The organism is Mucilaginibacter sp. P2_A4, from assembly GCF_056405015.1.
In genome coordinates this window covers 16,704-42,563 of the sequence record NZ_JBFUCX010000006.1, presented here as the reverse complement: position 1 = coordinate 42,563, position 25,860 = coordinate 16,704, and the positions used below count along the sequence as shown (strand labels likewise).

Below are 25,860 nucleotides of genomic sequence, written 5' to 3'. Positions count from 1 at the left end.
TATCAGGCTTTTAAAAGATTAATCGGGCTTTGCCGCCAGGGGCTTATCGCCCATCACAAAAACTAATTTTCCGCCGTTCATTATATCCTGATGACTGATATAATTTTTTAAATAGGGCTTACCATTTAAGCTGATACTCTGGACATACTTGTTAGTTACTGATAAGTTTTGGGCCACAATAACAAAACTTTTATTGCCGGGTAAGGCAAGGCTGATCCGGCTCAATTGTGGTGCGCCAAATACGTACCTGCCATCGGCAGGGTTAACAGGATAAAAGCCAATTGCAGTAAAAATATACCAGGCCGACATTTGCCCGCAATCATCATTTCCCGATAGCCCATCCGGTTTGTTCTGGTAAAACTGATCTGCTATCTGCCTTACCAGCCGCTGCGTTTTAGCCGGGTAACCGGCCAGTGTGTATAAATAGGCAATATGATGATTGGGTTCGTTACCATGCGCATATTGGCCTATCAGCCCGGTAACATCAAGCGTTGAACTTTTGCCAAACACTTTTGAATCCATGCTGAACAACGAATCGAGTTTGGCTATGAAGTGCTCCTTCCCTCCCATCAGTTTTATTAGCCCCGGAATATCATGCTGTACCTGCCAGGTATATTGCCATGCGTTCCCCTCGGTATAATCACCACCTATAGCTAGTTGCCCGCTATCCAGGTTGGAAAAAGGCTGCACCCAGTTACCATCTGCCAGCCTCCCCCGCATCAGACTGGTTGATCTGTCGAACAGGTTTACATAGAACGTAGATCGTTTATGAAAATAGTTGTAATCTGCCGTTTTGTTAAGTGATTTAGCCAGCTCAGCAGCACACCAATCGTCATAAGCGGCTTCAAGCGTGCGGGAGACTGCTTCACGTTTTACACTATCTGATGGCAGATAACCATGCTGCATATAAAGCGCCCAGTTGTACTTTGGATTTTTATTGGTAGTGAGTGTGGCTTTTATGGCTTCAAACGCCTGCTCTTTATCAAAACCTTTAATACCTTTCAGGCTGGCATCCACAATCACGGGGATGGCGTGGTTACCTATCATGGCGTAACTTTCCTTGCCAAACAAGGTCCATACCGGTAATAGTTTGGTAACGCCAAAATGCCGCAACATGGTTTCAACCATTTGGCCATCTTTATCGGGGCAAATGAGAGTATACAAGGGGTGTGCGGCGCGGTAGGTATCCCATAAGGATAGCGTTGAATAATACACTTTATCGGCAGATTGATGTACCCGGCCATCAGCACCACGGTATTTTCCATCTACATCGGCAATGTTATTGGGTTGAATTAAGGCGTGATAAATGCTGGTATAAAAGGCTATTTTCTGTTCTTCGGCACCCTCAGATTTTAGTTTGGCGAAGTAGCTTTCCCAAATTTTTGCGGCATCTGTTTTAACCTGTGTAAATGTTTTATTTGCCGTTTCGGCATCCAGGTTTTTGCGGGCGCCGTCGATACTTACAGCCGATAGACCAACTTTAGCTTCCACCGCTTCGCCGGGATGGGTATCAAAATCAACTACCAAACGACGATGGGTATCCCCGTCAATAAAATGATGACCGGTAAATGGCTTGCTAAACTTCGCCGTAAAAAACACCTTCTTATCTACCCATTGGCTCGAATACGCGTAGGCGCTGATGGTGGTTTTATTATTGATAGTGATGTTGCCTTCAGATACATGTTCTTTTAATTGTTCGGCATCCTCAACCAAACCACTTTGCATATCTATCAGCAAATGCGATTTGCCGGCTTTGTTAAAAACATAACGGTGCAAGCCCGTGTGAGCCGAAGCCGTAAGCTGCACTTTAATGTTATGATTAGCTAAAACCACCTCGTAATAGCCCGGTGAAGCTTTTTCTGTTTGATGAGAGAAAGCACTGGTAAATTTGACCGGATCGTTCCCCTGGAAAGGAAAAAACAAAACATCGCCCAGATCAACCCCGCCTGTGCCACTTAAGTGTGTATGTGCAAAACCTGTGATAACCCGGTCTTCATACCGGTAACCGGAACAATAATTCCAGCCGAAATTGCCGGTTTCCGGGCTTAACTGAACCAAACCAAATGGCACCGTAGCACCGGGAAAAGTATGCCCTGTTGCTGATGTACCTATAAATGGATTAACATATTTACCATAAGTTTGGGCATAAGCAATAACGCTTGTAAACAAACAGCTGAGTGCCAAAAGTATTTTAAACAAGCTTTTCAATTGCATCATAAACCTGTTATTAATGGAACATATATTTTCCGGGGTCAATCAATTTATCGGTAGCAGCCTCCTTTAACAATAACAAATCCTGCATGCGGTTTATATTATCGGCTATATAATATCCACTTAAATTGTAAACGCCTTTTTTAAGGTGCAGCAGCGCTTTTTGAGGTTCAACGTACGTATTTTTATTTTTATATATCACCGGCTTACCATCCAAAAACAAAGCCGGACTAACCTCAAAACCCGAAGTTAGCTCATAATCACCGTCGACATCAATTTTTAGGTAGCCGCTCATTTTTACCCAGGTAAGGTCGCCATCGGTAACAGGTAAAACCATTGGATTGGTAGTGTTTACTACCGCGCTTGTTGCAATAACAGTAGTATCCAGTTTGGCGAAATTGGTTTCTTTGCTTTTTATGAGTTCATAGCTTAAGCCGGGGATTAGTCCTGCCTGGTCAACATTACTTGCGGTAATGTTGGCGTGCTTTATAGTTGCTACCTGGAAAATGTGTTGCTTATTCAGGGTCCAGGTAGTGTAGGTTTTTAGCACTAAACTATCTTTAAGCATAGCACTGATATTAACAGGAAACTCCTGGGCTTTTGCATTGCTATCGGGCATTTTACCGTTAACGGAGTAGCGTATTTGTGCACCCAACAAAGGGTATTGAAGTACCAGCCCAAACTGGTTGCTATTGGTAACAATATTGTCTACACCTACAATGTTGGGCAGGCGGGCGTTTAAGTTCCATAATTTAAAGTAGCCATATTGCTGCTTCATTTTATACTCAAAGAGATTGATATTCTTGTTTGCTTTTGACGACCACGTGAGCTCGGCCACGGCCAGCGCACGGGGATAAACCATATATTGGAGGTGCAGTGCATTCGGAACTTTTTCGGCCCAGATATTACCCTGTGCACCTAAAATATATTCGGCCTCCTGCGGACTTAACTCTTTTGACTGCGGCTCATAATTGTAAACCATTTGCCACGTTACCGGCGGATTCCAGCCAACAGGCTCAAGCTCCTCGTTGGCCTGCGGCGCATCAAAATACATGTATGGCAATGGTGTCATCACCACATGATGGTGCATTTGAGCCGCTGCTATGCCCCCTGCTTCACCCTGCCAGCTCATTACCGTAGCCGACTCGGCCAACCCTCCCTGCAAGATCTCATCCCAACCCACCAGTTTTTTATTTTTGGAGAGCAGGAATTTTTCTATCCTTTTGATGAAGTAGCTTTGTATTTCCTTTTCATTTTTCAGGCCTTCCTTTTTCATCAGCGCAACGGCAGCAGGACTTTTCAGCCAGGCTACCATTTCAGCTTCATCGCCCCCTATATGGATGTATTGATTAGGAAAAAGCGCAATCACCTCGGTAAGCACATCTTCCATAAAACCGAAAGTATGTTCGCTGGGGTCCAGCATACGCACGCGGTGTTTGGCCCCGGTTGAGTCCTGGCAGCCCAGTTCGGGATAGGCGAATATGGCAGCTTCGCTGTGACCGGGCATTTCAATTTCGGGTAGTATGGTTACGTACCTGGCTTGCGCGTATTTGATCACCTCGCGGATATCATTTTTGGTATAAAAACCATCGCGACCGCCATCAATCAAATTATCCAGCTTGCGAAACTTGCCCAGCTTTTCATAAAAACTAATCTTTGAACCTACCTCGGTTAGTTTGGGATATTTATCAATCTGGATGCGCCAGCCCTCATCATCAGTTAAATGCCAATGAAATACATTCAGTTTGTAATGCGCCATTACATCAATGTATTTTTTTACTTCCTCAACTGTAAAAAAATGACGACTAACATCCAGGCTCAAACCTCTCCACTGAAAACGCGGCTCATCGGCAATAGCACATGTAGTTATTTTTAAGGGCGCAATAGCTTTTGCAGGAAGCAATTGTAGCAGCGATTGCACGCCATAAAATACACCCGCGCCATTGCCTGCTATTTTAACGCTGCCTGGTTTAACATTAAGGCTGTATGCACCTTCTTTGTTACTCACCGTAGTAACCAACTGTATGGCGGTAGCAATCGGTATTTTAGGATAAACCTTCAATTTTAAATTCAGCTTATAATTTGTTGCAACGTAATCCTGCAGGTATTTACCTACGGATTCGCTTTCTTTATCAACCCCGATAACTGCCTTACCGCTTAAAACAAACGCACCTTTTTGCTCAGTTAAATGCAGCGGCTGCGGGATAATATGCAACTGGGCCTTTACAGATACTGATAAACATAGGCTGAAAATTGCGGCTATATATTTTATTTTGAAGCGAATAATATTCATTTATGAGGTGGCTTAAATTTTAACAGTGATCTTTTTGGCGTACAATATCCAAACTGGTATGAATATGATGAAAACGGTAAGTATAGCTGATATCAATGATGCATTCTCTGGCGAAAAATTTGGCGTAAGCAGGTGAAGGTACATGTACGACCATACATTAGTTTTATGCCCGTTGTTCATAACCGGGATAATGGATAAAACTTCGGGAATTACATCGACCAATACATAAGCGGCAATGGCATTACGGCCAAATGCCAGGAATGGAGGCAGGAGTTTTTTATAGCCCTTTACATCAATAAGCCAATAGGAAACGGAAAGAATAATGATAGCCAGCCCCGCGGTGAAGAGTACAAAGGAGCTTGTCCATAATTGTTTATTGATTGGAAAAAACAGGTTCCATATTAAACCGGCAATCACCAGTAATACGCCTGTTCCGGTGAGTTTAAAGATCTCCTTACTATTTTTAAGTTTATCGCTTTTGAGCCAGGTACCTGTAAATACCCCCAATAAACAGGTAGCTATGGCGGGAATAGTTCCCAGCAAACCTTCGGGATCCCAGGTTTTTGATTGCGCCCACAGATGGTTACCGGTAAAAACAATTCTATCAATATAAGCTCCCAAATTGGTTTCCTTTTCTAAATTAGGATGATCAACGCCCGGTACAGGAACAAACGTCATTATTAAATAGTAGCCTATTAAACAGCTTGCCGCAATGATAATTTGTGTGCGGGTACTGGTTTTCAGGTACATTATAGCCGTGATGCCAAAAACTATACCTATCCGCTGTAATACACCTGGAAAACGCAGGTGAGCAAACTGAAAATCGCTGATGAGCGGTAAGCAAATGCCTAATAACACAATAATAAGTGAACGGCGCAAAATGGAAAGGATCACTTTGTTGTGATTGACTTCATTTGCTTTTTTTGCCTGCATCGCGTAAACAATAGATACGCCTACCATGAACAGGAAGAAAGGAAATACCAGGTCGGTTGGGGTGCAGCCATTCCATTTGGAATGCTCCAGCGGCCAGTAAATATGCCCCCAATCGCCGGGGTCATTTACCAGGATCATGGCAGCTACAGTAAATCCACGAAAAAAATCGAGCGAAAGCAGCCTTGGTCTGCTGGTGCTTGTGGCCTTATCGCCAACTACCGTATTTGCCATCTTTTTATTTGATCATCAATAGATTAACCCCGATGAATTAGTTCTTTTTCCCGGTAACTTTAAGGTTATAAACAAAATGATAGGTGCCCGATACAATATTCACCTGTTCGTCATTACCAACTTTTTTAATTTCTGTAATATCTTCTATCGAGTTTATATCAAGTCCACTCTCGGTAATTTGGTCGGTTACTGATGGCAACACTACCTTAGCTGTGGTATTGGGTGGAATGATAACATCCAAAGTAAAAACGCCGTTATCTACACTCCATGCCGACTTAATTTTACCATACAATGTTTCCAGTTCGGCCTGCGCGCTGGTTAGTTTACCCCCAAGATGCGGCGCGATGATGATCTTGTGAAATCCCGGATCATTTTCATCGGTATTAATACCGGCAATTACCCGGTACATCCAATCGCCAATGGCACCGTAGGCATAGTGATTAAATGAGTTCATCTCCGGATCTTCAAAAGTGCCATCGGGTTTAATACCGTCCCATCGCTCCCAAATGGTAGTGGCGCCATTTTTTACCGGGTATAGCCATGAAGGGTACGATTCCTTCCTCAGCAAACCATAAGCTACATCACTATATCCAAACCGGCTTAATACGTGGCAAATATAAGGTGTACCCAAAAAGCCGGTTGTGATGTGCTCATCATAATCATCAATATTTTTCACCAATCTTTTCGCGGCCGACTGCCTCAGCTCTTCGGGCAGCATATCAAAGTTAAGAGCCAATACGTAGGAGGTTTGCGTACCGGATATCATGCGCCCATTTGGCGTTACATACTCGCTATTAAATGCTTTTTTGATATTGTAAAGTAATTGCGAGTATTTTTGCACATCATCGCTTTTGCCCAATACTTTAGCAGCATTGATAACCAATTGCGTTGAATGCGCGTAAAATGCCTGCGCTATCAAATTTTTATCGGTAAGGGCTGCGCCATCTTCATAGTTGGTACCGGCATAAAACAGCCAGTCGCCAAAGTGATTCCCGGTATCCCAAAGGTAGTTGCGGCTATGCACCTGAATATAGCCTACCCATGCTTTCATACTTTCATATTGCTCCTGCAAAATCCGTTTATCGCCGTAGGCCAGATAAATGTTCCATGGGGCAATAGTGGCCACATCGCTCCAGCCCGACGCCGCGGCAGAAGCGCTATCCAGCATGCTTGGTATTACATAGGGCACTGCTCCATCTTTATGCTGATCGGCAGCAAGGTCTTTTAGCCATTTGGTAAAAAAACCGGCAACATCCATATTGAAGGTTGCGGTACGGCAAAAAGCCTGGGCGTCACCCGTCCACCCCATGCGTTCATCCCGCTGAGGGCAATCTGTAGGTACATCAATAAAGTTTCCTTTTTGTCCCCATTGAATATTATGCTGCAACTGGTTAATAAGCGGGTTTGATGTGGAGAACTTACCCGTTTGCGCCATATCTGAGTACAGTGCGTAAGCCGCCAGATTAGTTGAATCAAGCGGACCATCATAACCAACTACCTTCAAAAACCGGAACCCCTGGAAGGTAAAATGAGGCTCAAAGGTGGCGACACTATCATCCTTAAAAACATAGCTGATCTCCTGTTTGGCAGTGCGCAGGTTTTTAGTGTAAAAATTCCCTTTCTGATCAAGTACTTCGGCATGGAACAGCCGGAGGGTATCACCCGCTTTTGCTTTAAGTTTAAACTGCACCCAGCCTACCAGGTTCTGACCAAAATCAACTACCCGCTCGCCGGCTGGTGTAGTAAATACTTTAAGCGGTAAAAATTTTTCATGTTTTTTTACCGTTGGCCCGGCGGTGGCTATTAGATTATCTTTAATAGTTTCATCTGTTTTAACCGTATCCCAGGTAAGGTCGCGATAGGCGGGGTTTGTCCAGCCTGGTTTATCTTTGCGTGCATCGTAAACCTCACCATCAAAAAACGATGAAGACTGGATAGCGCCGTAACTTACCTTCCAGCTTTTATCGGAGTTGATGACCTCACGCTTGCCATTGGTATATAATATCTCCAGCTGGCAAAGTAAAGCCAGTTTTTTACCATATACATCCTTTTTACGGTTATAGGTGTAGCCACGGTACCAACCATCGCCAATGGTTACCCCAACGGCATTACCACCCTTTAGCAACATAGATGTAACATCATACACGTTGTATTGAATGCGTTTGTTATAGCTTGTCCAGCCGGGTGCAAAGTAATCGGCACCTATCTTTTTTCCGTTTAGCTGCGCTTCAAAAACGCCGTGTGCGGTTATATACAAATGAGCAGCGCGTACTTTATGCTCCAGTTTAAATGCTTTACGGAACATGGGGGCAGGCCCTCCTGTTGTATCAGATAAATAAGTATCCTGGATCCATTTGGCTGTCCAGTCGGTTGGTTTTAGCAAACCCATTTTCCAAAAGTAAACCATACTCCAGGGGCTTACCTGGTTTTTATTGTTCCATACCCTTACCTGCCAGTAAACTTTTTGTCTTGACGTTAGCATCGGGCCGCCATAATAAATTTGTACCGACTGATCTGAATAAATTCTGCCGGTACCCCATATAATATCTTTGCCTTTGGTTAATGATACCGCGTTACTACCTACCCTGATTTCATAAGAAGTTTGCTGAATACCGCGATCCTGGGTCACCAGTTTCCAACCGAGGCGGGGGTTGGCTGCATCAACAGATATTGGATTGGTTTTATATTCACATATCAGTTTATCAACACTAAAAGGAACGGGGACGGGCTGAACCTGAGTATAGCCCCGGGGTTGTAAAAAAAGTAATAAAACGATACTTAAACATGTTTTTTTGAACACGCTTATGAGTTGAGTATAATTCATGCCATTAAATATAGCTTTACAACGATTTTGTTTTAACGTGCATTACTTTTTTATCGCCAAATTGAGTAAAAATGATGTGGTAATTGCAATACCTGTATATAAACGTAATATGGCCCTGTAAAAGTTTCACAAGGCCACAAATACAGGTGTTAATGTTCTAAGGCTGCTTCATTTGCCGGATATTGAAAAAGCAACCGGATGTTGGTGTAAGCAGCCGGGTTGATAGTCCATGAATCCTTTTTCCCTGCCTTTTCCCTGGCGCCATGGGCTGTCATCACTGCAGCTGCCTTTCCTGTGCGTAAAAGATCAAACCAGCGATGATTTTCAAAGGCTAACTCCACCTGCCTCTCATGCGCGATAGCTGCACGAAACCCATCCTGACCGGAAACATTTAACGCCGGATCTGCATTGCCAACAGACATATGTTCCAAACCGGCGCGTTCCCTTACCATGTTTAAGTATTTAAATGCATCGCCGCCACCTGCAAAACCCTGTTCATTTAAACATTCAGCAAGCATCAGGTAAACATCAGCGTAGCGGTATACCGGGAAATTTTTACCTGTTACACCCTGCACAGCGCTTGTAGTTTGAAATTTCCTGATAAAGGGTAAATCGATACCATATTCATCAGATGTAAAATCGATTAACGAAGCATCTCTCCTGCTATCGCCCTCTTCATAAGCGTTTACAAGGTCTTGCGTTGGGATATTCCAGCCATTTTGCGCGCCGTTGGCTATTTCGAAGCCGGTTACGTCACTGTCATAATAATCCCAGGGAATAAAAGTATCCATAAAATTGCTGCCCAGTCCGTTGGGGCCTTCAATATACTGGATCTCAAATATCGATTCGGGACCGTTCTCTTTAGTAATATCAAAGTTATCGGCATAATCGGCATTCAGGCTATAAGCGTTTGATGTGATGATATTGCGTAGCAGCGGTATAGCCTGGTCAAATTTCTTTTGGGTCATGTACACTTCGGCAAGCATCGTTTCTGCGGTACCCTTGGTTACCCTTCCTTTATTGGCCGCACCGCTATACCTTACCGGTAGTTTGGCAATAGCTACCTGGGCATCCGCAATAATAGCAGCATAAACGGCATTAATATCGGCTTTGGTAGCTACCTTAAAGGCATCACTTACCGATTCTACTTCATTAAGCACCAACGGAACCTGGCCAAACATACGCACCATATTAAAATAATTAAATGCCCGTAAAAAGCTGGCCTGCCCGGCTATGGTATCGGCAACAGCTGCATTAAGTTTGGCTGCTGGCAGCCTGCTTAAAATAGCATTACACCGGCCAATGCCTGTATAGCTGGCCTCAAAAAAAGCGCCAACCATATCGTTATTGCCCGCTTCCCTGAATTCGTCTATTTCCTCTTTGTTGGTACCGGAGCGATCATAAGGGTCAAATTCATAGGAGGTATTATCAGACCGCATTTCGCCCATGGCCCAAAAACTGCCCTTGTATAAACCCTGCAAAGGCGCGTAAGCACCATTTACAGCCTGGGTAAACTGCGCGGGCGTTTTAAAAAAAATGGTTGTATTTTGAGTTCCTGTTGGCTGCAGGTTAAGGTAATCTTTTTTACAGCCGGCTAAACCAACTGCTGCAAGAATAAGAAAAGCATATATGTTAATTTTCATGATTTCAGTTGTTATGGTTTCACCATCGTTCTTTTCAATTCTCATTTTAATTAAAATGTTACGTTGCACCCCAGCGTATAAACCGCAGAAACCGGGTAACCCGTAAAATTCACATTTGGTGAAAGTGAGCGGTTACCATCCTGCCCATCTATGCCAACTTCGGGGTTACCGCCTTTATAACCTGTTATGAGGATGGCATTTTGCGCACTGAAATAAACCCTGAAATTTTTACTGAATTTGGTTTTAAAATTGTACCCGATATCAATATTCTTAACAGCTAAATACGAGTTACTTTCAACCCAGTAGGATGGGTAATAATCGCGGGCCAGGTTGGTGTTTGAAACGGTTGTAGGCAACAACCCATCGCCGGGATTGCTTGCAGAACGCCAGCGATGAATAACAGATTCTTCCACATTAAAAACACCATCAAGGTTGGTGGTAAACTGTTTGTACATATCAAATACATGCCCGCCTACCGAACCCGCAGAGATAATGTTCATATCAAAGCTTTTGTATGAAAAATGGTTATTGAAACCAAATGTAAACTGTGCCCAGGGGTTGCCAATATTGGTTTGGTCGTTACCATCAATTACCCCATCCTTATTAATATCCTTGTACCTGATATTTCCAACCTGCTCACCATCAAAATGCGCGTATTTATCAAGCTCGGCCTGGTTCTGGAATATCCCTTCAAAAATATATCCGTAAAACTGGCCCAGTGGCAAGCCTACCTTAGTAATACTGGTAGGGTTATCATTGGCCGGCGCATCATATATATACGGGTTTGGGCCTAAACTTAATACCTTGTTGCGGTTAAAGGAGATGTTAAAATCTGTTGACCAGTTAAACGCGTGCCCAACAATATTTTTGGTGGTTAAGGTAAATTCCCATCCACGGTTGCGCACATTACCAACGTTTGTTAAAGCTGAGCCATGGCCGGATACAATAGGAATAGGGATGTATTGCAGCATTTTTTGCGTAAAACGGTTGTAGTACTCTGCAATTAAATAAATGCGGCCTTTAAGTAATGAAAGGTCCAAACCGATGTCAAGCTGGCGGGTGGTTTCCCATCCAAGTTCTTTATTTCCAATCAGGTCGGTTTCTGAAGCACCGGGAGCAAGCGCGCCGCCAAATGTATAGTTGGCCGCATCAACAGATGGTATATAGTCATAGTAGCCAACGTTGTTGTTACCCGCAAGGCCATAGCTGGCGGTAAACTTCAACTGGTCAATAGCTGCTGTTTTAGGAAAAAATGATTCATCAGAAATACGCCAGCCGCCAGATACGGAAGGGAAGGTACCCCACCTGTGCCCCGGGGCAAACCTGGATGAGCCATCACGGCGGATAGATCCGCTTAACAGGTATTTATCTTTATACGCGTAGTTCACCCTGCCAATTAAGGATAGTAAACGCCATTCTGCATCGGTGGCGTTGGCGGTAATAATCGTTGCATTATTAACCGACCGTATAGCATCATCCGGAAACCCGGTGCCGAAGGTTAAACGATTGTGGGAATTTTCCTGTTGGATAGAATAATCGCCCAGTACCGTTAAAGTATGGCTACCCCAGGTTTTTTTGTAGTTAATACTGTTTTCATTAAGCCAGTTAAAAACATTGCTTGAAGTAAAAGAGCCTACTGCCTTCTGTTGGTTTCCATTGCGATTGGGTACGTTGAAACCACCAAGAAAAGATGGCCTGAAATAGTCCTGCGATTTGGTTTGATAGTCGACCCCAAAAGTTGATTTAAAGTTTAAGCCTTTAAGAATTTCCCAATCAGCATAAACATTAGAAAGTACCCTAAATTCATTGCGATTATTGGTTGTATTTACCAATTCACTTACCGGGTTAACATTTTGAAATGTACCGGGCGAGCCAACAACATTGGTATATGATCCATCGGGCTGTTTTACCGGGGTGAGTGGGCTTTCCAGGTAGGCCTGGCTTAAAGCACCCGAAATAAAATGGCCGTCGGTTTCCTGTAAGTTCCTTAAACTATAGGTAGGCGCTATACTAAGGCCAACTGTAAAATTTTTGGCTACATCGGCATCCATATTAGCCTTTAATGAATACCTTTTAAAAGCTGTGTTTATCACAGTGCCCTGCTGGTCAAAAAACCCCAAAGAGAATAACGACCGCATTTTTTCGGTACCATTGGCAATAGTGACATCATAGTTTTGCATGGGGGCAACTCTTGTTACCGCATCAAACCAGTCGGTTCCCACACCCAACGATTTAGGATTTTTGTAAGCGGCGGGGATGGGGTTATTTGTGCCATTAACCGCGTTGGCATCCTGTATTGCTTCTGTTCGCCATTGGGCAAATTCAGATGCTGTCATCATTTTAAGCTTGCTCTTAGGGAGGATGGTTTGTATACCGGTTGACGTATTTACCGTAACGCTCGATTCGCCTTTTTTGGCCCTTTTAGTAGTGATGAGGATAACGCCATTTGCACCGCGAGACCCATATATTGCTGTAGATGCAGCATCTTTAAGCACACTGATGCTTTCAATATCATCAGGATTAATAGTGCTTATGGGATTTGAATATTGGTCAAAACCGGGAGAAATTGGAAATCCGTCAACCACATAAAGCGGATCATCACCCGCGCCTACAGAACCCGCGCCACGGATGTTAACAGAAACACCGCCACCCGGGGTACCTGTAACCTGGTTTACGGTAACACCTGCAAGCTGCCCGGCAAGCTTCAGATCAATACTGGCGGCCTTTATCTCTTTGATGTTTCCCATTTTAACGGTACCTATGGCGCCGGTAACATCTTTACGTTCCTGGTTACCGTAACCAACAACCACAACCTCGCTCATCTCCTGGTTATCTTCCTCAAGGGATACGTTAATGACGGTTCTTTTGCTAACCGGCTCTTCCCTGCTTTTAAAGCCCACAAACCTAAAAATCAATACCGCGTTATCATCAACCTGGATGCTGTATTTACCATCGCCGCCGCTTATTACACCGGTATTAGTTCCCTTAACGGTAATGCTTACACCCGGTAAAGGCTGTTTAGCATTATCCAGTACGTGCCCGGTTACAGTTATCTTATCAGGTACAACCAGCTCTTCATCTTTCTTATTTACAATGATGGTTTTGTTATCAATAGTATAAGTAAAAGGCTCGTCTTTAAAGCACAAGCGCAGCGCTTCATCAAGTGTGGCGTTTTTTAATGATAGGGTAACAGGTTTGGCCTGCTTAATTTCTTTGTACTTGTAAAAAAAGTAAAAGCCGCTTTGCTTTTCAATAGCGGTAAATACTTTATCAATAGCAGTATTGGTTGTGCTTAACGTTATAGTTTGCGAGTAACTTTTAGCGCTAAGCTGTAAACAGCCAATAAAAATCAGAATAACCGTTAACTTCATAGTCAAAAACAGCTTGGAGGTTAGTGTACCGGGGACATAAAATACTTTCCCCCTAAAGTTTAATTGCATAACTTTATTGCGTTTTGGGTTAATGTGTCTGTTAAGGAAACTCAGGAAAAACTTGACCCATACATTTTAACCGGGGGTATTGCAGTACCCCCGGTTTTTTTATAGGTAAGGTAGGTGTAGGGTGTTAATGGAGAGGTCTGTTTTTTTTCATAGGTAAACGATTTAATTTCAAGTGATTGTTATTAATCGATATGGTTAAGGTGATACTATTATCTTTTTGTCTTCTATTTTAAAATGGACATGGCTAAGTTCCAGTATGTGCAATACCTGCGATAGTTTTGCATTCCGCTCAATTTTGCCCACAAACTCGTCATCGGGCATTTTCCCTGTATAAACTACCTCAATATCGTACCAGCGCGAAAGCTGTTTCATGATATCCTGGATGCCAGAACGGTTAAATTCAAAAATGCCGTTTTTCCAGGCGACGGATCTTTCTGCATCTACATCAACAACCTGTATATTATTTCCTTTTATTATGCCCTGCTGATCTGGTTTTAACAAGCTACTCGCCGGGCCACTGGTTAATTGCACAGAACCTTCCAGTAAGGTAGTCCTTATGGCATCCTCATCGCTATAGGCATTAATATTAAAGTGTGTGCCTAATACTTTTACATTAAGCGTATTAACATTTACGGTGAATGGTTTTGATGGGTTTTTACTGACCTCAAAATAAGCTTCGCCAGTTAATTCAACATGGCGCTGGTTACCTGTAAAAGCGGTTGGAAATTTAAGAGATGATGCCGCATTAAGCCAAACTTTACTGCCATCGGGCAATATTACCTGGTACTGGCCGCCACGGGGTGTGGTGATGGTGTTATAGCTCACAACATCATTTGCCGGTGAATTGCTGTCGCTTTCAACCATATAGATCAGCTGCCCGTCTTTGGTTTTTTTTATGTTGATGTTACCTTTTTTGGCAAGGGTGCCGATTCTTGCGGAATCGAGCACCACTTTGTCGCCGTTATCTAAGGTTAGGATTGCTCTATTTTTACCCGGATCAACATCGTGCTTAACAGCGGTTTTATTTTGAGCTGTTAAAGGACTTTTATCAGCGTGTTGAAAGCTGTAATAAACCCCGGCACTGATCAACATGACCACTATAGCAGCGGCAATATTCCGGTAGGCAAAAAGCCTGAATACTTTTGGTTGATCTTGCTTTTTTGATTGCTGAACGGCGCTTTGCAAACGCTGCAACATTTTATCTTCCAGTTGTTGCTTTACGCCAAGGACCCGTTCATCCCAATCTTCATCAGTTTGAAAACTATCAAACAGATCCATTAACAGCTGAATTTCTTCGTCAGATGCCTCCCCGCTAAGGTATTTATCAATTAACTGTTGAAATTCTCGCTTTTGCACAACCCTGGTTTTTATAGGGAGAGTATAAAAATGGGGGTATCCCCTATTAGGAGTGAAAAAAAATTATGGGTTACCTCCCGGCAACAAACCCCGTCTACAACACGCTACTGTGCGTTCACAAGTTTGTTAGCATGGCTATGATTTGACTAAAGCCACCCGGGCTCTTTATTTACCCATCCCATAAATGGGACGGCAATGAATTAAACCACTGTTTGCCTTCAATTCTTCATTGCCGTTGGTTTCAACCAACAGATAGAAAGCATGTGCAATGATGGCTTTAGCCTAAATAATCGGCATTTTATGGCCAATGCAATCTTAATTATTATACCGGTCGCGTGAAAAGATGTGTACACAAAGTAGCTACAGCAAGATCAAACTACCTAAAGAAGTACGTAATTGTTTAAGTGCTTTGGTCAGATGGTTTTCGACGGTTTTGGTGGAGATGTTTAGTCGTGAAGCAATTTGTTTATGACTCAGGTACTCTTCCCGGCTAAGTTTATAAACTTCGCGGCATTTTTGAGGGAGGGCATTTACTGCCGAGCTTACCTGGGCTATTAGTTCTTTATATTCGATATTTTCATAATCAACCGGTGTTTGCAGCCGATCAAAAAGCGTGTCAAAAACATCGCTGGTTGACATGCTATTGCGTACCTGCCTATACACCTCATAACGGATAGACGCATATAGGTAGGCTTTTAATGATACCGATATTTGAACGCTGCTCCTGTTATCCCAAAGCTTTATGAATAATTCCTGGATGATATCCTCGCAAGCCTGTTCATCCTTCAAAATATGATAGGCCGATAAATATAACTGTTGCCAATATTTTTTATAAATAGCCGATAACGCGCCATCATCGCCCGATTTTAATCGATCAATCAGTTGCACATCGCTTATGACTATTTTATCGGCCATCCTAAAAGGGAGTTAATATATCACTGCGCTAAATTTAATAAAAAAATAATTAGCGATTTACTCGTCAAATGAATCATCAATTAACTATCAATTCATTATCAACCCTTTAAATACCAAAATCAAGCCACTTTTTATAAGCGTTGCGCATACAATGCCCACAGGGGCGGTAGTTTTTTTCTATTGCCTCGGTTTCTGATAAAAAAAACACCCGGTTTTTGGCCTTCATCCTTTTACCGGAGCCACAACCGAGTGTACCATATATTTTGAGTTTGGCATTACCCGCCAATTGAATTTCGCCGGTATCAAGCAGGTATTTTAGCCTTTTGCTCCTTGAAAAATTAGTATCACCCAATGCCAGATGTTTTATCATTTGGCATCGTGAAAAATAATGCCCATGCTGCGGCGTTCACCTTCGGTAATTTCGCCGATGCCATGTTTCATGTTTACCCGGTGATACCCCTTGCTTCCCTTTGCAGGCCGGTAATTGGTGGTGAACAATACCATATCACCTTTGGCTGGCTTTAACACCATCGCTCTTGATTGTTCTCTTGGCTTTTGTTCCAGCAAAATAAATTCGCCGCCCTCATAATCCACACCCGGTTCATCCAACACAAATACCGATTGGATTGGAAAAAATACTTCACCATATAAATCCTGGTGCATGGCATTGTAGCCGCCTTTGGTATATTGTAATATAAGCGGTGTAGGGCGTAATTGTTCATGCTCATGGCAGTGCTGCAATAGTTCATCCAACGTAGTGGCAAAACGCAGCTCTTTATTCAATAATTCCATCAAGTTATTAGCTATTGGGGATAAGTGTGGGTAAATATCTTGCCGCAATTGCTGAATGAGCGCCGGCAGCGGATACTTAAAGTACTTATACTCGCCCCGCCCGTAGTGGTGCCGCTCCATCACTACGGTTTTACGGTACAAATTTTCATCAGCATATTGGGCTACCAGGCTGCCACACTCATCGGCCGTTAAAACATTTTTAACCAGCGCATATCCTTTGCTATCCATTTGGGCTTTAATATCAGCCCAGTTTAAACCGTCAATTCTTTCTTTAATTTCCATAGCCATTTATATTGATACCGGTTGATTTAGCATTGCTGCTTCCCAGCCTATTATGGCCGATTTACGGGTTGAGCCCCAATGGTATTGCCCCGACTCGCCCGTGGCACGGATAACCCTGTGACAGGGAATCAAAAATGCTACAGGGTTGGCCCCTATCGCGCTGCCCACCGCCCTGCTGGCATTGGGTAGTTGTATATTTTGTGAGATATCTCCATAACTGCATAATCCACCCATGGGTATTTTAAGCAAGGCCTCCCATACTTTCAGTTGGAAACTACTACCTTTAAGGTGCAGTTTAATAGCAGGCAATTGCGACCAATCTTTTTTAAAGATAAATAAAGCATCCTGCTGAGCCAGGTCAACCACCTGTGTATAAGTGGCGTTGGGGAAGTGTTGTTTTAACTGATCAAACGCTTCGGCATGATCGTCGGCAAAAGCCATATAGCAGATCCCTTTGGGGGTTGATGCTACAATGATATTACCAAACGGACTTTGCGCAAAACTATAGTTGATGCTCAATTCTTTACCTCCGTTTTTGTATTCGGCCGGGGTCATGCCTTCAATGTTAATAAACAGATCATGCAACCTGCTGGTTCCTGATAGTCCGGTTTCATAAGCGGTATCAAACAAAGTGGCCTGCTTATCCTTCAATATTCCCTTGGCATATTCCAGGCTCAGGTATTGCAAAAACTTTTTAGGGCTAATACCTACCCAATCGGTAAACAAGCGTTGAAAATGGAAGGGACTTAGATTTACCTTTTCGGCAACCTCATCCAAATTTGGCTGGGCTTTAAAGTTGAGTTTTATATAATTTATTGCCTCGGCAATACGCTCATAATTAATGTTTTCTTGTGTGCTCATCATGTTATTTGTTATTTACACCACAAATGTAGGCTGATAAGGAACGCTATAAAACCCGGAACTTGCTCAATAATCTGAATGGAATTTACAGAGTTAATTTTTAACAGACTATAAAGCAAACTTCAATAATTTTTATGCAATTAAAAATTATTGCCGATCTAAAACTCTTTAAATTATCATTCAGATAACTTACCAACTGTCTGCCGTTTAGTGATCAATAACCCCAGGCTCAATATCAAACTTGTACCCAGCACCACTATAAAAAGCAGACCGGTGCCAACCTGTGGTATTTTCAAATTATCGGGCAGGTTGTAGTATAACAAAACGCTGATAAGTCCGCGGGGCACTATCACCAGTTCGGGCATCAGGTCGGTTTTGGATACTAGTTTGATATATAAAAAACGCACCAGGTAAATACACAACAGTATGGCTCCGCCGGTTAATAAAAGCGTAACATTCTGTAGCTGAAAAACATCTATAGAATACCCAAACACAATAAAAAAGAAGGTACGCATCAGGAAGGCGCTTTCGGCCGAAAGCTGGAACAGCTGTTTAATATCGTGCTGAAAGGTTGGATAGATAAACAATTTTTTGAACCATGGAAATGTGATCTGGTTGGCATTGTTCAGGAACAGGCCTAAAGCCAGCACAATAATCAAAGCCGATAAATGGTATGATTGCCCAACCGAATAAACTAATATCAGCAGTGAGATGATAAGAAACGACTTGATATGGTGCGTTAACCTGCCAATTAAATAAAGCAGCAACAGGCATGATATAATGGCAACCAATATGATACCTGCCAGTTCGCCCCCAAGTTTGGCAAAGGATACCACATCAATGTGTGGGTTACGTATAATGAAATTAAACAAAACAACCGTAAGAATATCAGAAAACGAGGATTCATAAATAATAAACTCCTTTTTACTTTTGCTGAGGTTTGATGCCGAAGGAATAGCCACTGCCGAACTTACCACGCAATACGGAATAGCATTTACAAAACAGAGATAAATACTTTGATTGGTTAAATAGTAAATAATGAAGGTGATGGCAAAAGCGCTTATAAGCAAAATGCTTAAAGCCGAAAAGAATGCCTTTTTGATGATGGCATTTTTGTTACTGTTGTACCTTAATTCAAGCGCGCCTTCAAATACAATAAGTATCAGCCCCAATGTTCCCAGCGTTGGCAGGATCAGTTTAAAATCAAACATCTTCAGTCCAAAATAGTCCACACCCTGCCTGATGCCAATGCCGAGCAGCAACAGTAAAATAACTGAGGGAATTTTTGTTTTGCCGGCTATCAGATCAAACAGGTAGGAGAAAATTACCAGTCCGCTGAGTATAATCAGGGTTGTGTATGTAGTCAAATTAAGGATAGCTTAACAGGGTGAATACCTAAATCAGCCTTAACGTTCAAATTGAAGTATTGTTTGTGAGGAAATAACAGGGATTAAAATTGCGGCCTTGACCGAAACCCGGGATACTGTATATTTACTTTATACAAATTCATGAATGAACCAGGCACAAATTTATAGTTTAAAGGTATGGCTTACTATGGTGGTATTTGCGCCGGCTTTGCAGATGTCATCAAACGCGATTGTGTTTAATTTAACAACCAACACAAGAGAATATATTGTCGCTTATCCTTTATCTATGGGCATCGTATTTTTATGCACTTTACCGGTAGGGCTTCTGCTTATCTTAACCATTAGTAAATTAAGCAAAAACATTAAACCCATCCTGTTAAAACGATGGACCACATTAATTATTAGCTTATTAACTGTCCTTACATTCCTGGTATGCATTGTGGCAAAAGATGCATATCCACCCCTGGTTTTATCCATGCTCCTGTTACCTTACTCACTCCCGCTGATATTGGGTGTATGGATTTTTAAGCTTGATGATGACGACGATGAAGAACTGGCATCCTGATTTATTCTATATGTAAATACATTTTGAATTTCTGTTTCCTGTTTCTTTTCCTATTATTACCTTAATTTTAACCTGCCCACCCTGCTTTGAGATCTATTTTTACGTTTCTTACCTGCTTATTGCTGCAATTGAACCTGCATGCACAAATAAAACTTACAGGCACCATTACCGATGATGCCTCAAAACATGCGCTAAGCTTCTCCTCCGTCAGCATCATAAACCTGGCCGATCAAAAAAAAATATCGACACAAACAGACGGCGGAGGCCGGTTTAAATTTGATCAGCTTAGCGTTGGCCAATACCTGCTTAGCGCATCCTTTTCAGGCTTTCAACCCTTTGAAAATAAATTAAACCTAAATTCCGATACTCTTTTAAATATCGCGCTGCAAGCCTCCAACACGCAGTTGGGCGAGGTGGTTATTACCGCAACTAAGCCGGTTATCCAAAACAACCAGGAAAAGCTGGTATACAACGTATCGGCGAGTGTTACTGCAACCGGCAGCGATGCCCTCGCGGCCATTGGCAAAGTGCCCGGCATCAAAGTATCCGGCGATGATATCAGCATTGCCGGCAAAGGATTGGTGAAAGTAATGGTAAACGACAGGATCATCCAAATGGCAGGTACTGACCTGATCCGTTTTTTAAAGTCAATGTCGGCCAATCAAATTTCGAAAATCGAGCTGATCAAAAACCCTTCAGCTGCCTATGACGCCGAAGGGAACGCGGGCCTCATCAATATTACTACCAAGCACACCACCCAACATGGCTTCTCGGGCAATGTACAGTTTAATGACAGGCGCTGGTTACAAAGCCCCGCAACCGTTTATGGAAACAGCAACTGGTGGTTGGCCAGCGGCAGCGCAAATCTTAATTACAACTCCAATAAGTGGTCGGCATACGGAAGTTTAAATATTGCTGCAGATCATGAACTGGAAGGTTTTGAAACGGACGTATTTTATCCTAAACAAAGCTGGATGCAAACTGATACCGGTGATTATAAAATGCATAGCTATAATATTGTAGCCGGTGTTGACTATAAACTTAGCTCAAAAACCACTATCGGGATCAGTTACCTGGGCGGCCGGGAAGTTTACATCGGATCTGACAATGTAAACAATCCTATTTACAACAGGGCCGGCGGTTTAGATTCAATTTTAAGAACCTATGCAACTTATCATCCCATCGCACTCAGCAATTCGGGCAATATGCACGCGTTGATCAAGTTTGACACTACCGGCACAAAGTTACTGCTCAACGCCGATTACTTTAATTATTACCGTACCGACCGATCGGACTTTGAGGGGAACAGCTATTTGCCCAACGGCCAGCTCATTCCGGCCTCTACAACCCGATATTACGATACCAACAAACAAAACATCAAGATATTTACCTTTAAAGCCGATGCCGATATACCGACTTCGTTCGCGAAAATAACATTGGGTACCAAGCTTAACTTTATCAATAATTACAGCAACGCATTTTATTACGATAAGGACACCAATGATAAGCTCAGCTACAATACTAACCTGAGTAACGAATTTCGGTATATTGAAAACACACAGGCCGCTTATGTCAATATCAACAGAGAGAAGGGCAAATGGAAATACCAGGGCGGCTTACGGGCCGAATACACAGAAACAAAAGGTCAATCGATAACCCTGAACCAAACCACTCCAAAAAAATATCTTAAACTGTTTCCGTCTGTAGCACTAACCTTCCAGGCAGATACCAATAACACGTTTGGCTTTACATTTGGCAAGCGCATTAACCGCCCTACTTTCTGGAACCTGAACCCGTTTAAATCACTATTTACAGCTTATAGCTATGGCGAGGGCAATCCCTTTTTACAACCGGAATACAACAGTAATTTCGAGCTGTCGCACGTTTATAAAAGCGTACTTACCTCTTCTATATTTTTTAATATTACGGATAATGGTTTCAATAATATAGTTATTGCCAGTGTTGATACCAACCTGGTGCGTACATTCCCGCTTAACTTTATAAAAACCTACCGCCTTGGTTTATCAGAAACTTTAACCCTCCACCCTGCTTCCTGGTTTGATAATAATAACCAGGTCACTTTTTACCATACAGATGCTAATTCCTCCCTATCGTATATCAAAAGCATCAAAGGCTACGGTTTGTATATTGCCGCTAATAACACCCTTTATTTTAATGCCAATAAAACTTTTGCCGCGGCAGTAAATTTCTGGTACCAATTCCCGGAGGTTGATCATATCGGCCGATCTGAAAGGTACTATAAACTGGATCTTGGGCTTACCGCCATTGCACTGAAAAAGAAACTGAATATAACTCTAAACCTCAATGATGCTTTCCACAGTAGTGCATCAGCAGTAAGCTATACGGTAAATGGCATTAATACCAGGTTTACCAATTTTCAGCTTAACAGGTTTGTACAACTAACTCTCAGTTACCGCTTTGGTAACGAAACCAGCACCCAAAGCCGGGATACCGGTAATGAAGAAGAGCGGAATCGTATCCATTAAATTTTGATGGATGAAATTTCCGTTCTTACACTTAACTTTTTACCTGTTATTCTTTAAAAATGCCAGTGTTAATGCCCACGCTTCATTTGATGCCGCTTCGTTGTAGCTGGGGCGCTCATCGCAGTTAAAACCATGGTCGGCGTATGATATTTTTACGTTGATATAATCCTTGCCGGCCTCATCAACCGCGTTAATGATGGTGTTGATATTTTCGGTTTTGATGTGTGCATCCTTTCCTCCCCAAAAAAACAGGTGTTTGCCATGTATATCCCCAGCCATTTGGGCAACTTTATCTAAACCACCGCCATAATAAGATACTGCGGCTTTTAATGGTAATAATGCATTGGCAATAAAAGCTACCCTACCGCCCATGCAATAACCTATAGCATAAACGGCATTAATATCTACGTTGGTTTGTGTACTCAACCATTGCCAGGTTGCTTCAAGATCGGCCTTAAAACCCTCATTAGTTAGTTTAGAAGTATGCGGAACTACCGTGTTAAAATCAGCATAGTCGCCTGCAAAACCTTTTGGGGCTGTACGGTGAAAAAGTTCGGGGGCAATGGCAATATAGCCTTCGCTTGCAAACCTATCCGCAACGCTCCGGATATGATGATTCACCCCAAATGCTTCCTGCAATACTATGATTGCCGGAGCAGGCTGCTTAACATCAGCAGGAAACGCGGTATAAGCAGACATGGTACCTGCATCAGCCACCGGTAGTTCTACATAGTTTTGTTGATTATTCATGATATTCACAAATTGGCTTAATATTCAAAGTTAATCCATTTTACAAAATTACCACAGGCGGCAAGGTGCTTTAAGCTCCCGCTTTATGGTTATTACAGCTCTTTGCGCCCTTCACCTTTCAATCGCATCAATAATTTACAAAACACTGAGGCTGTAATGGATGTTACTTACCATATTTGTAAAAAAGCAATTTATGGCGCATCTATTCTCCCCCCTGAAAATAAAAAATATCGAACTTAAAAACCGTATAGTGGTATCACCCATGTGCGAGTATTCCAGCGAAGACGGCTTTGCTAACGACTGGCATTTTGTACACCTGGGCAGCCGCGCTATCGGCGGCGCCGCTTTAATTATTACCGAAGCCGCCGCGGTATCGCCCGAGGGACGCATCACCTTTGCCGATCTGGGGATCTACAAGGATGAGCATATCGAAAAATTAAAACAGATCACCGATTTTATGCATGCGCATGGCGCTTACGCCGGTACACAACTGGCTCATGCAGGCCGGAAGGCAAGTCACCAACAACCATGGACCGGAGGCAAACAGGTTCCTTCCGGTGAGCCGAACGGATGGAAATCCTACGCGCCAAGCCCGGTAGCTTTTATCGAAAGTGAAGAAGCACCGCTGGAATTGGATAAAGCAGGAATTGAAAAAATAAAGGCCGATTTTAAGGCCGCTGCTGCAAGGGCGGTAAAAGCAGGGTTTGATGTGATAGAGTTGCATGGCGCTCATGGTTACCTGATCAACGAGTTTCTATCGCCGGCAAGTAATAAACGTACTGATAACTATGGGGGCAGCTTCGAAAACCGGATCCGCTTTTTGTTAGAAGTTATCGAAAGTGTTCAGGAAACCTGGCCTAAAGAAAACCCGCTCTTTGTACGCCTTTCAACAACAGAATGGACGGAAGGCGCATGGACAGCCGATGACTCTGTAGCGCTGGCCAAAATACTAAAGGATAAAGGTGTTGACCTGGTAGACTGCTCAACAGGCGGAAACATTGCAGGTGTTAAGATAGCGTTAAAACCAGGTTATCAGGTTGAATTTGCAGAGAAACTTAGAAAAGAAAGTGGTATACTTACAGGTGCTGTAGGTTTAATAACAAAATCGCACCAGGCCGATGAAATTATAAGAGAAGGTGAAGCCGACCTCATATTTTTAGCCCGCGAAATGCTGCGCGACCCGTATTTTCCACTGCGTGCTGCGCATGAGCTGGGTCACGAGGTAAAATGGCCGGTTCAATATGAACGTGCTAAATGGTAATTCTTTGGAGCAAGGATTTTTAGATAAAGGACAAAAGACTTTTTGATTGCTTTGACAATAATCAATAACACAACAAAAACCATAAACAACAAAAACCACAAACTATGAAACGTACAGCAAACGCCCATTGGAATGGCACTTTACAAGCCGGAACCGGAGAGATCACCACTCAAAGTACCGTACTTAACAAAACCAACTATTCATTTAAAACCCGTTTTGCCGATGGCATTGGCACCAACCCCGAAGAACTTTTAGCCGCAGCTCATGCAGGTTGCTTTACTATGGCAGTTAGTGCGGCTCTTACACAAGCCGGCTTTACCCCAGGCGACCTGACAACTAACGCCATCCTTGACTTGGACATGCAAGCGCTAAGCGTTACCGGCATCCTTCTGGAGCTTAACGGAGCGGTTATTGACGGTGTTGACGAAGCTACATTCAAAGGCATTGCCGAAGGCGCAAAAGCTAATTGCATCATTTCAAAAGCACTAAGTGTGCCTATTACCCTGAGTGTTACTTACGCGTAAGTAATATCACTTGTAAAAAAAACTTTTTGTCAGCCTGAACGGAGTGAAGGATCTATTATGCGCCACGCTTCTTCGCCCTGTAAATCGGCGAATAGTTCCTTCACTCCGTTATGGATGACAAACCTTTTAAAACCTCATTTCAAACAAAAACTTACGAAGTTTTAAATTACTTCGTAAGTCTTTCGCTGCTTGTTACAAACCTTTTAAAATGTCAGTTCATTGAATCGTTTTTTCTCTGACCTTATGCTTTATTAATTTTGTCTAACACATCCATAACGCCATCTATTACTCTCAGCACATAAAATTGCTTGCCATCTTCAATATTAACAATCCAAGCACTCTTTTCTTCAAAATCTACTTTAACAGTGGAGTTAATTTTATAATCGAAATATTTACTTTTTACAATAGTTCTGATATCGGCAGGCATCTGATTTTCGCTCCCAAAAGCCATATGATACACTAAATTGCCTTTTTTTGTAAATTCCGCCTTGTTTGACTGGTTATTCAGAATAAACCTAACCACGTAATTTTTATTAGACTGAAACCATTTAGGTTCTTCAGCGCCTTTAAATAACTTGGAGAATGAATCTGATACTTTTTTTGATACCTCAACTCTGGTTGCACCACCCGAAATAGTAACCTCTTTCAGTTGGACTTGCGCAGACGCAGTGTTGACCCCTATTGCTAATATTAATCCGCTTAACAAAAAGGGAATAATTATTTTTTTCATGGTGTCTTAATTTTAAATAAAAAGATTTAACATTTAACGCAAAACTAAATCACTTTTGAGAGGTTAAATTATAGTGTATATAGATGCCGGAAATCTGGATTTATACGACAAGATTATGTGGATTGAATACGTTATTAATTGGTAAACACAGTTTATCCGTCGAAATAGGTTGTTGGCTTTACTTTTTAGTTATTTGTCTAAAATCAAAGGCATTCTGTAACTATTTATCAGTTGATGCGTCATATAGATGATTAATACAACTGTGTTTATTTTAAGTTAAGCGGGTTCTCTTTTTTTTAATTTCGATTCTTATTAAATGCAAATACATCAACACGAAAAACAATAATGAGAACATCTTTGAAGAGCCTATTTTAA

General features: G+C 42.4%; 18 protein-coding genes. 4 read left to right on the top strand and 14 right to left on the bottom strand.

Features of this window, described 5'->3' with window-relative positions:
- Positions 1-18: 18 nt before the first annotated feature.
- From AC1DYB_RS12835 to AC1DYB_RS12780, 12 genes are all read right to left on the bottom strand, one after another.
- Positions 19-2,217, bottom strand: a complete 2,199-nt coding sequence (locus AC1DYB_RS12835) for a GH92 family glycosyl hydrolase (protein WP_477435405.1) — start codon at positions 2,215-2,217, stop codon at positions 19-21.
- A 10-nt stretch (positions 2,218-2,227) separates the two neighbouring features.
- Positions 2,228-4,504, bottom strand: a complete 2,277-nt coding sequence (locus AC1DYB_RS12830; protein ID WP_477435403.1) for a beta-N-acetylhexosaminidase — start codon at positions 4,502-4,504, stop codon at positions 2,228-2,230.
- Positions 4,505-4,516: 12 nt separating this feature from the next.
- The gene (locus tag AC1DYB_RS12825) at positions 4,517-5,668 is read right to left on the bottom strand and encodes an acyltransferase family protein (protein ID WP_477435401.1); all 1,152 of its coding nucleotides are present in this window, start codon (positions 5,666-5,668) and stop codon (positions 4,517-4,519) included.
- 37 nt (positions 5,669-5,705) lie between these two features.
- Entirely contained in the window at positions 5,706-8,492 is a 2,787-nt protein-coding gene (locus AC1DYB_RS12820) for a family 78 glycoside hydrolase catalytic domain (protein ID WP_477435399.1), read from the bottom strand.
- Between the two features lie 149 nt (positions 8,493-8,641).
- Positions 8,642-10,135 carry a RagB/SusD family nutrient uptake outer membrane protein gene (locus AC1DYB_RS12815; RefSeq protein ID WP_477435397.1) on the bottom strand — a complete coding sequence of 498 codons (1,494 nt, stop codon included), beginning with the start codon at positions 10,133-10,135 and terminating at the stop codon, positions 8,642-8,644.
- Positions 10,136-10,185: 50 nt separating this feature from the next.
- Positions 10,186-13,506, bottom strand: a complete 3,321-nt coding sequence (locus tag AC1DYB_RS12810; protein WP_477435395.1) for a TonB-dependent receptor — start codon at positions 13,504-13,506, stop codon at positions 10,186-10,188.
- 264 nt (positions 13,507-13,770) lie between these two features.
- Entirely contained in the window at positions 13,771-14,931 is a 1,161-nt protein-coding gene (locus tag AC1DYB_RS12805) for a FecR family protein (RefSeq protein WP_477435393.1), read from the bottom strand.
- 360 nt (positions 14,932-15,291) lie between these two features.
- Positions 15,292-15,846 carry an RNA polymerase sigma-70 factor gene (locus AC1DYB_RS12800; protein WP_477435391.1) on the bottom strand — a complete coding sequence of 185 codons (555 nt, stop codon included), beginning with the start codon at positions 15,844-15,846 and terminating at the stop codon, positions 15,292-15,294.
- A 106-nt stretch (positions 15,847-15,952) separates the two neighbouring features.
- Positions 15,953-16,216: an Ada metal-binding domain-containing protein gene (locus AC1DYB_RS12795; RefSeq protein WP_477435389.1), complete on the bottom strand. Its 264-nt coding sequence runs from the start codon at positions 16,214-16,216 to the stop codon at positions 15,953-15,955.
- Positions 16,213-16,920, bottom strand: a complete 708-nt coding sequence (locus AC1DYB_RS12790) for a 2OG-Fe(II) oxygenase (RefSeq protein WP_477435387.1) — start codon at positions 16,918-16,920, stop codon at positions 16,213-16,215. The genes AC1DYB_RS12795 and AC1DYB_RS12790 overlap by 4 nt, the downstream gene beginning before the upstream one ends.
- 6 nt (positions 16,921-16,926) lie before the next feature.
- A complete protein-coding gene (locus AC1DYB_RS12785) occupies positions 16,927-17,781 on the bottom strand; it encodes a bifunctional helix-turn-helix domain-containing protein/methylated-DNA--[protein]-cysteine S-methyltransferase (protein ID WP_477393812.1) in 855 nt (284 codons plus the stop codon).
- Between the two features lie 176 nt (positions 17,782-17,957).
- The gene (locus AC1DYB_RS12780; RefSeq protein WP_477435385.1) at positions 17,958-19,148 is read right to left on the bottom strand and encodes a cation:proton antiporter domain-containing protein; all 1,191 of its coding nucleotides are present in this window, start codon (positions 19,146-19,148) and stop codon (positions 17,958-17,960) included.
- A 145-nt stretch (positions 19,149-19,293) separates the two neighbouring features.
- Here AC1DYB_RS12780 and AC1DYB_RS12775 point away from each other — a divergent pair, with 145 nt between their 5' ends.
- Together AC1DYB_RS12775 and AC1DYB_RS12770 are read left to right on the top strand one after the other, a co-directional pair.
- Positions 19,294-19,713 (top strand): hypothetical protein, encoded by a 420-nt coding sequence (locus AC1DYB_RS12775; RefSeq protein WP_477435383.1) that lies wholly within the window; start codon positions 19,294-19,296, stop codon positions 19,711-19,713.
- Between the two features lie 86 nt (positions 19,714-19,799).
- Entirely contained in the window at positions 19,800-22,220 is a 2,421-nt protein-coding gene (locus AC1DYB_RS12770; RefSeq protein ID WP_477435381.1) for a TonB-dependent receptor, read from the top strand.
- A 39-nt stretch (positions 22,221-22,259) separates the two neighbouring features.
- Here the strand turns inward: AC1DYB_RS12770 and AC1DYB_RS12765 are convergent, their stop codons facing one another.
- The gene (locus AC1DYB_RS12765; protein ID WP_477435379.1) at positions 22,260-22,970 is read right to left on the bottom strand and encodes a dienelactone hydrolase family protein; all 711 of its coding nucleotides are present in this window, start codon (positions 22,968-22,970) and stop codon (positions 22,260-22,262) included.
- 193 nt (positions 22,971-23,163) lie between these two features.
- Between AC1DYB_RS12765 and namA the strand changes: the two genes are divergently transcribed.
- Complete coding sequence (gene namA, locus AC1DYB_RS12760; RefSeq protein WP_477435377.1) at positions 23,164-24,231, top strand: NADPH dehydrogenase NamA; 1,068 nt, start codon at positions 23,164-23,166, stop codon at positions 24,229-24,231.
- 104 nt (positions 24,232-24,335) lie between these two features.
- Entirely contained in the window at positions 24,336-24,755 is a 420-nt protein-coding gene (locus AC1DYB_RS12755; RefSeq protein ID WP_295713374.1) for an OsmC family peroxiredoxin, read from the top strand.
- A gap of 241 nt (positions 24,756-24,996) precedes the next feature.
- On the opposite strand, the gene AC1DYB_RS12750 is transcribed toward AC1DYB_RS12755, so the two are convergent.
- Complete coding sequence (locus tag AC1DYB_RS12750) at positions 24,997-25,485, bottom strand: hypothetical protein (RefSeq protein ID WP_477435375.1); 489 nt, start codon at positions 25,483-25,485, stop codon at positions 24,997-24,999.
- Positions 25,486-25,860 lie beyond the last annotated feature (375 nt).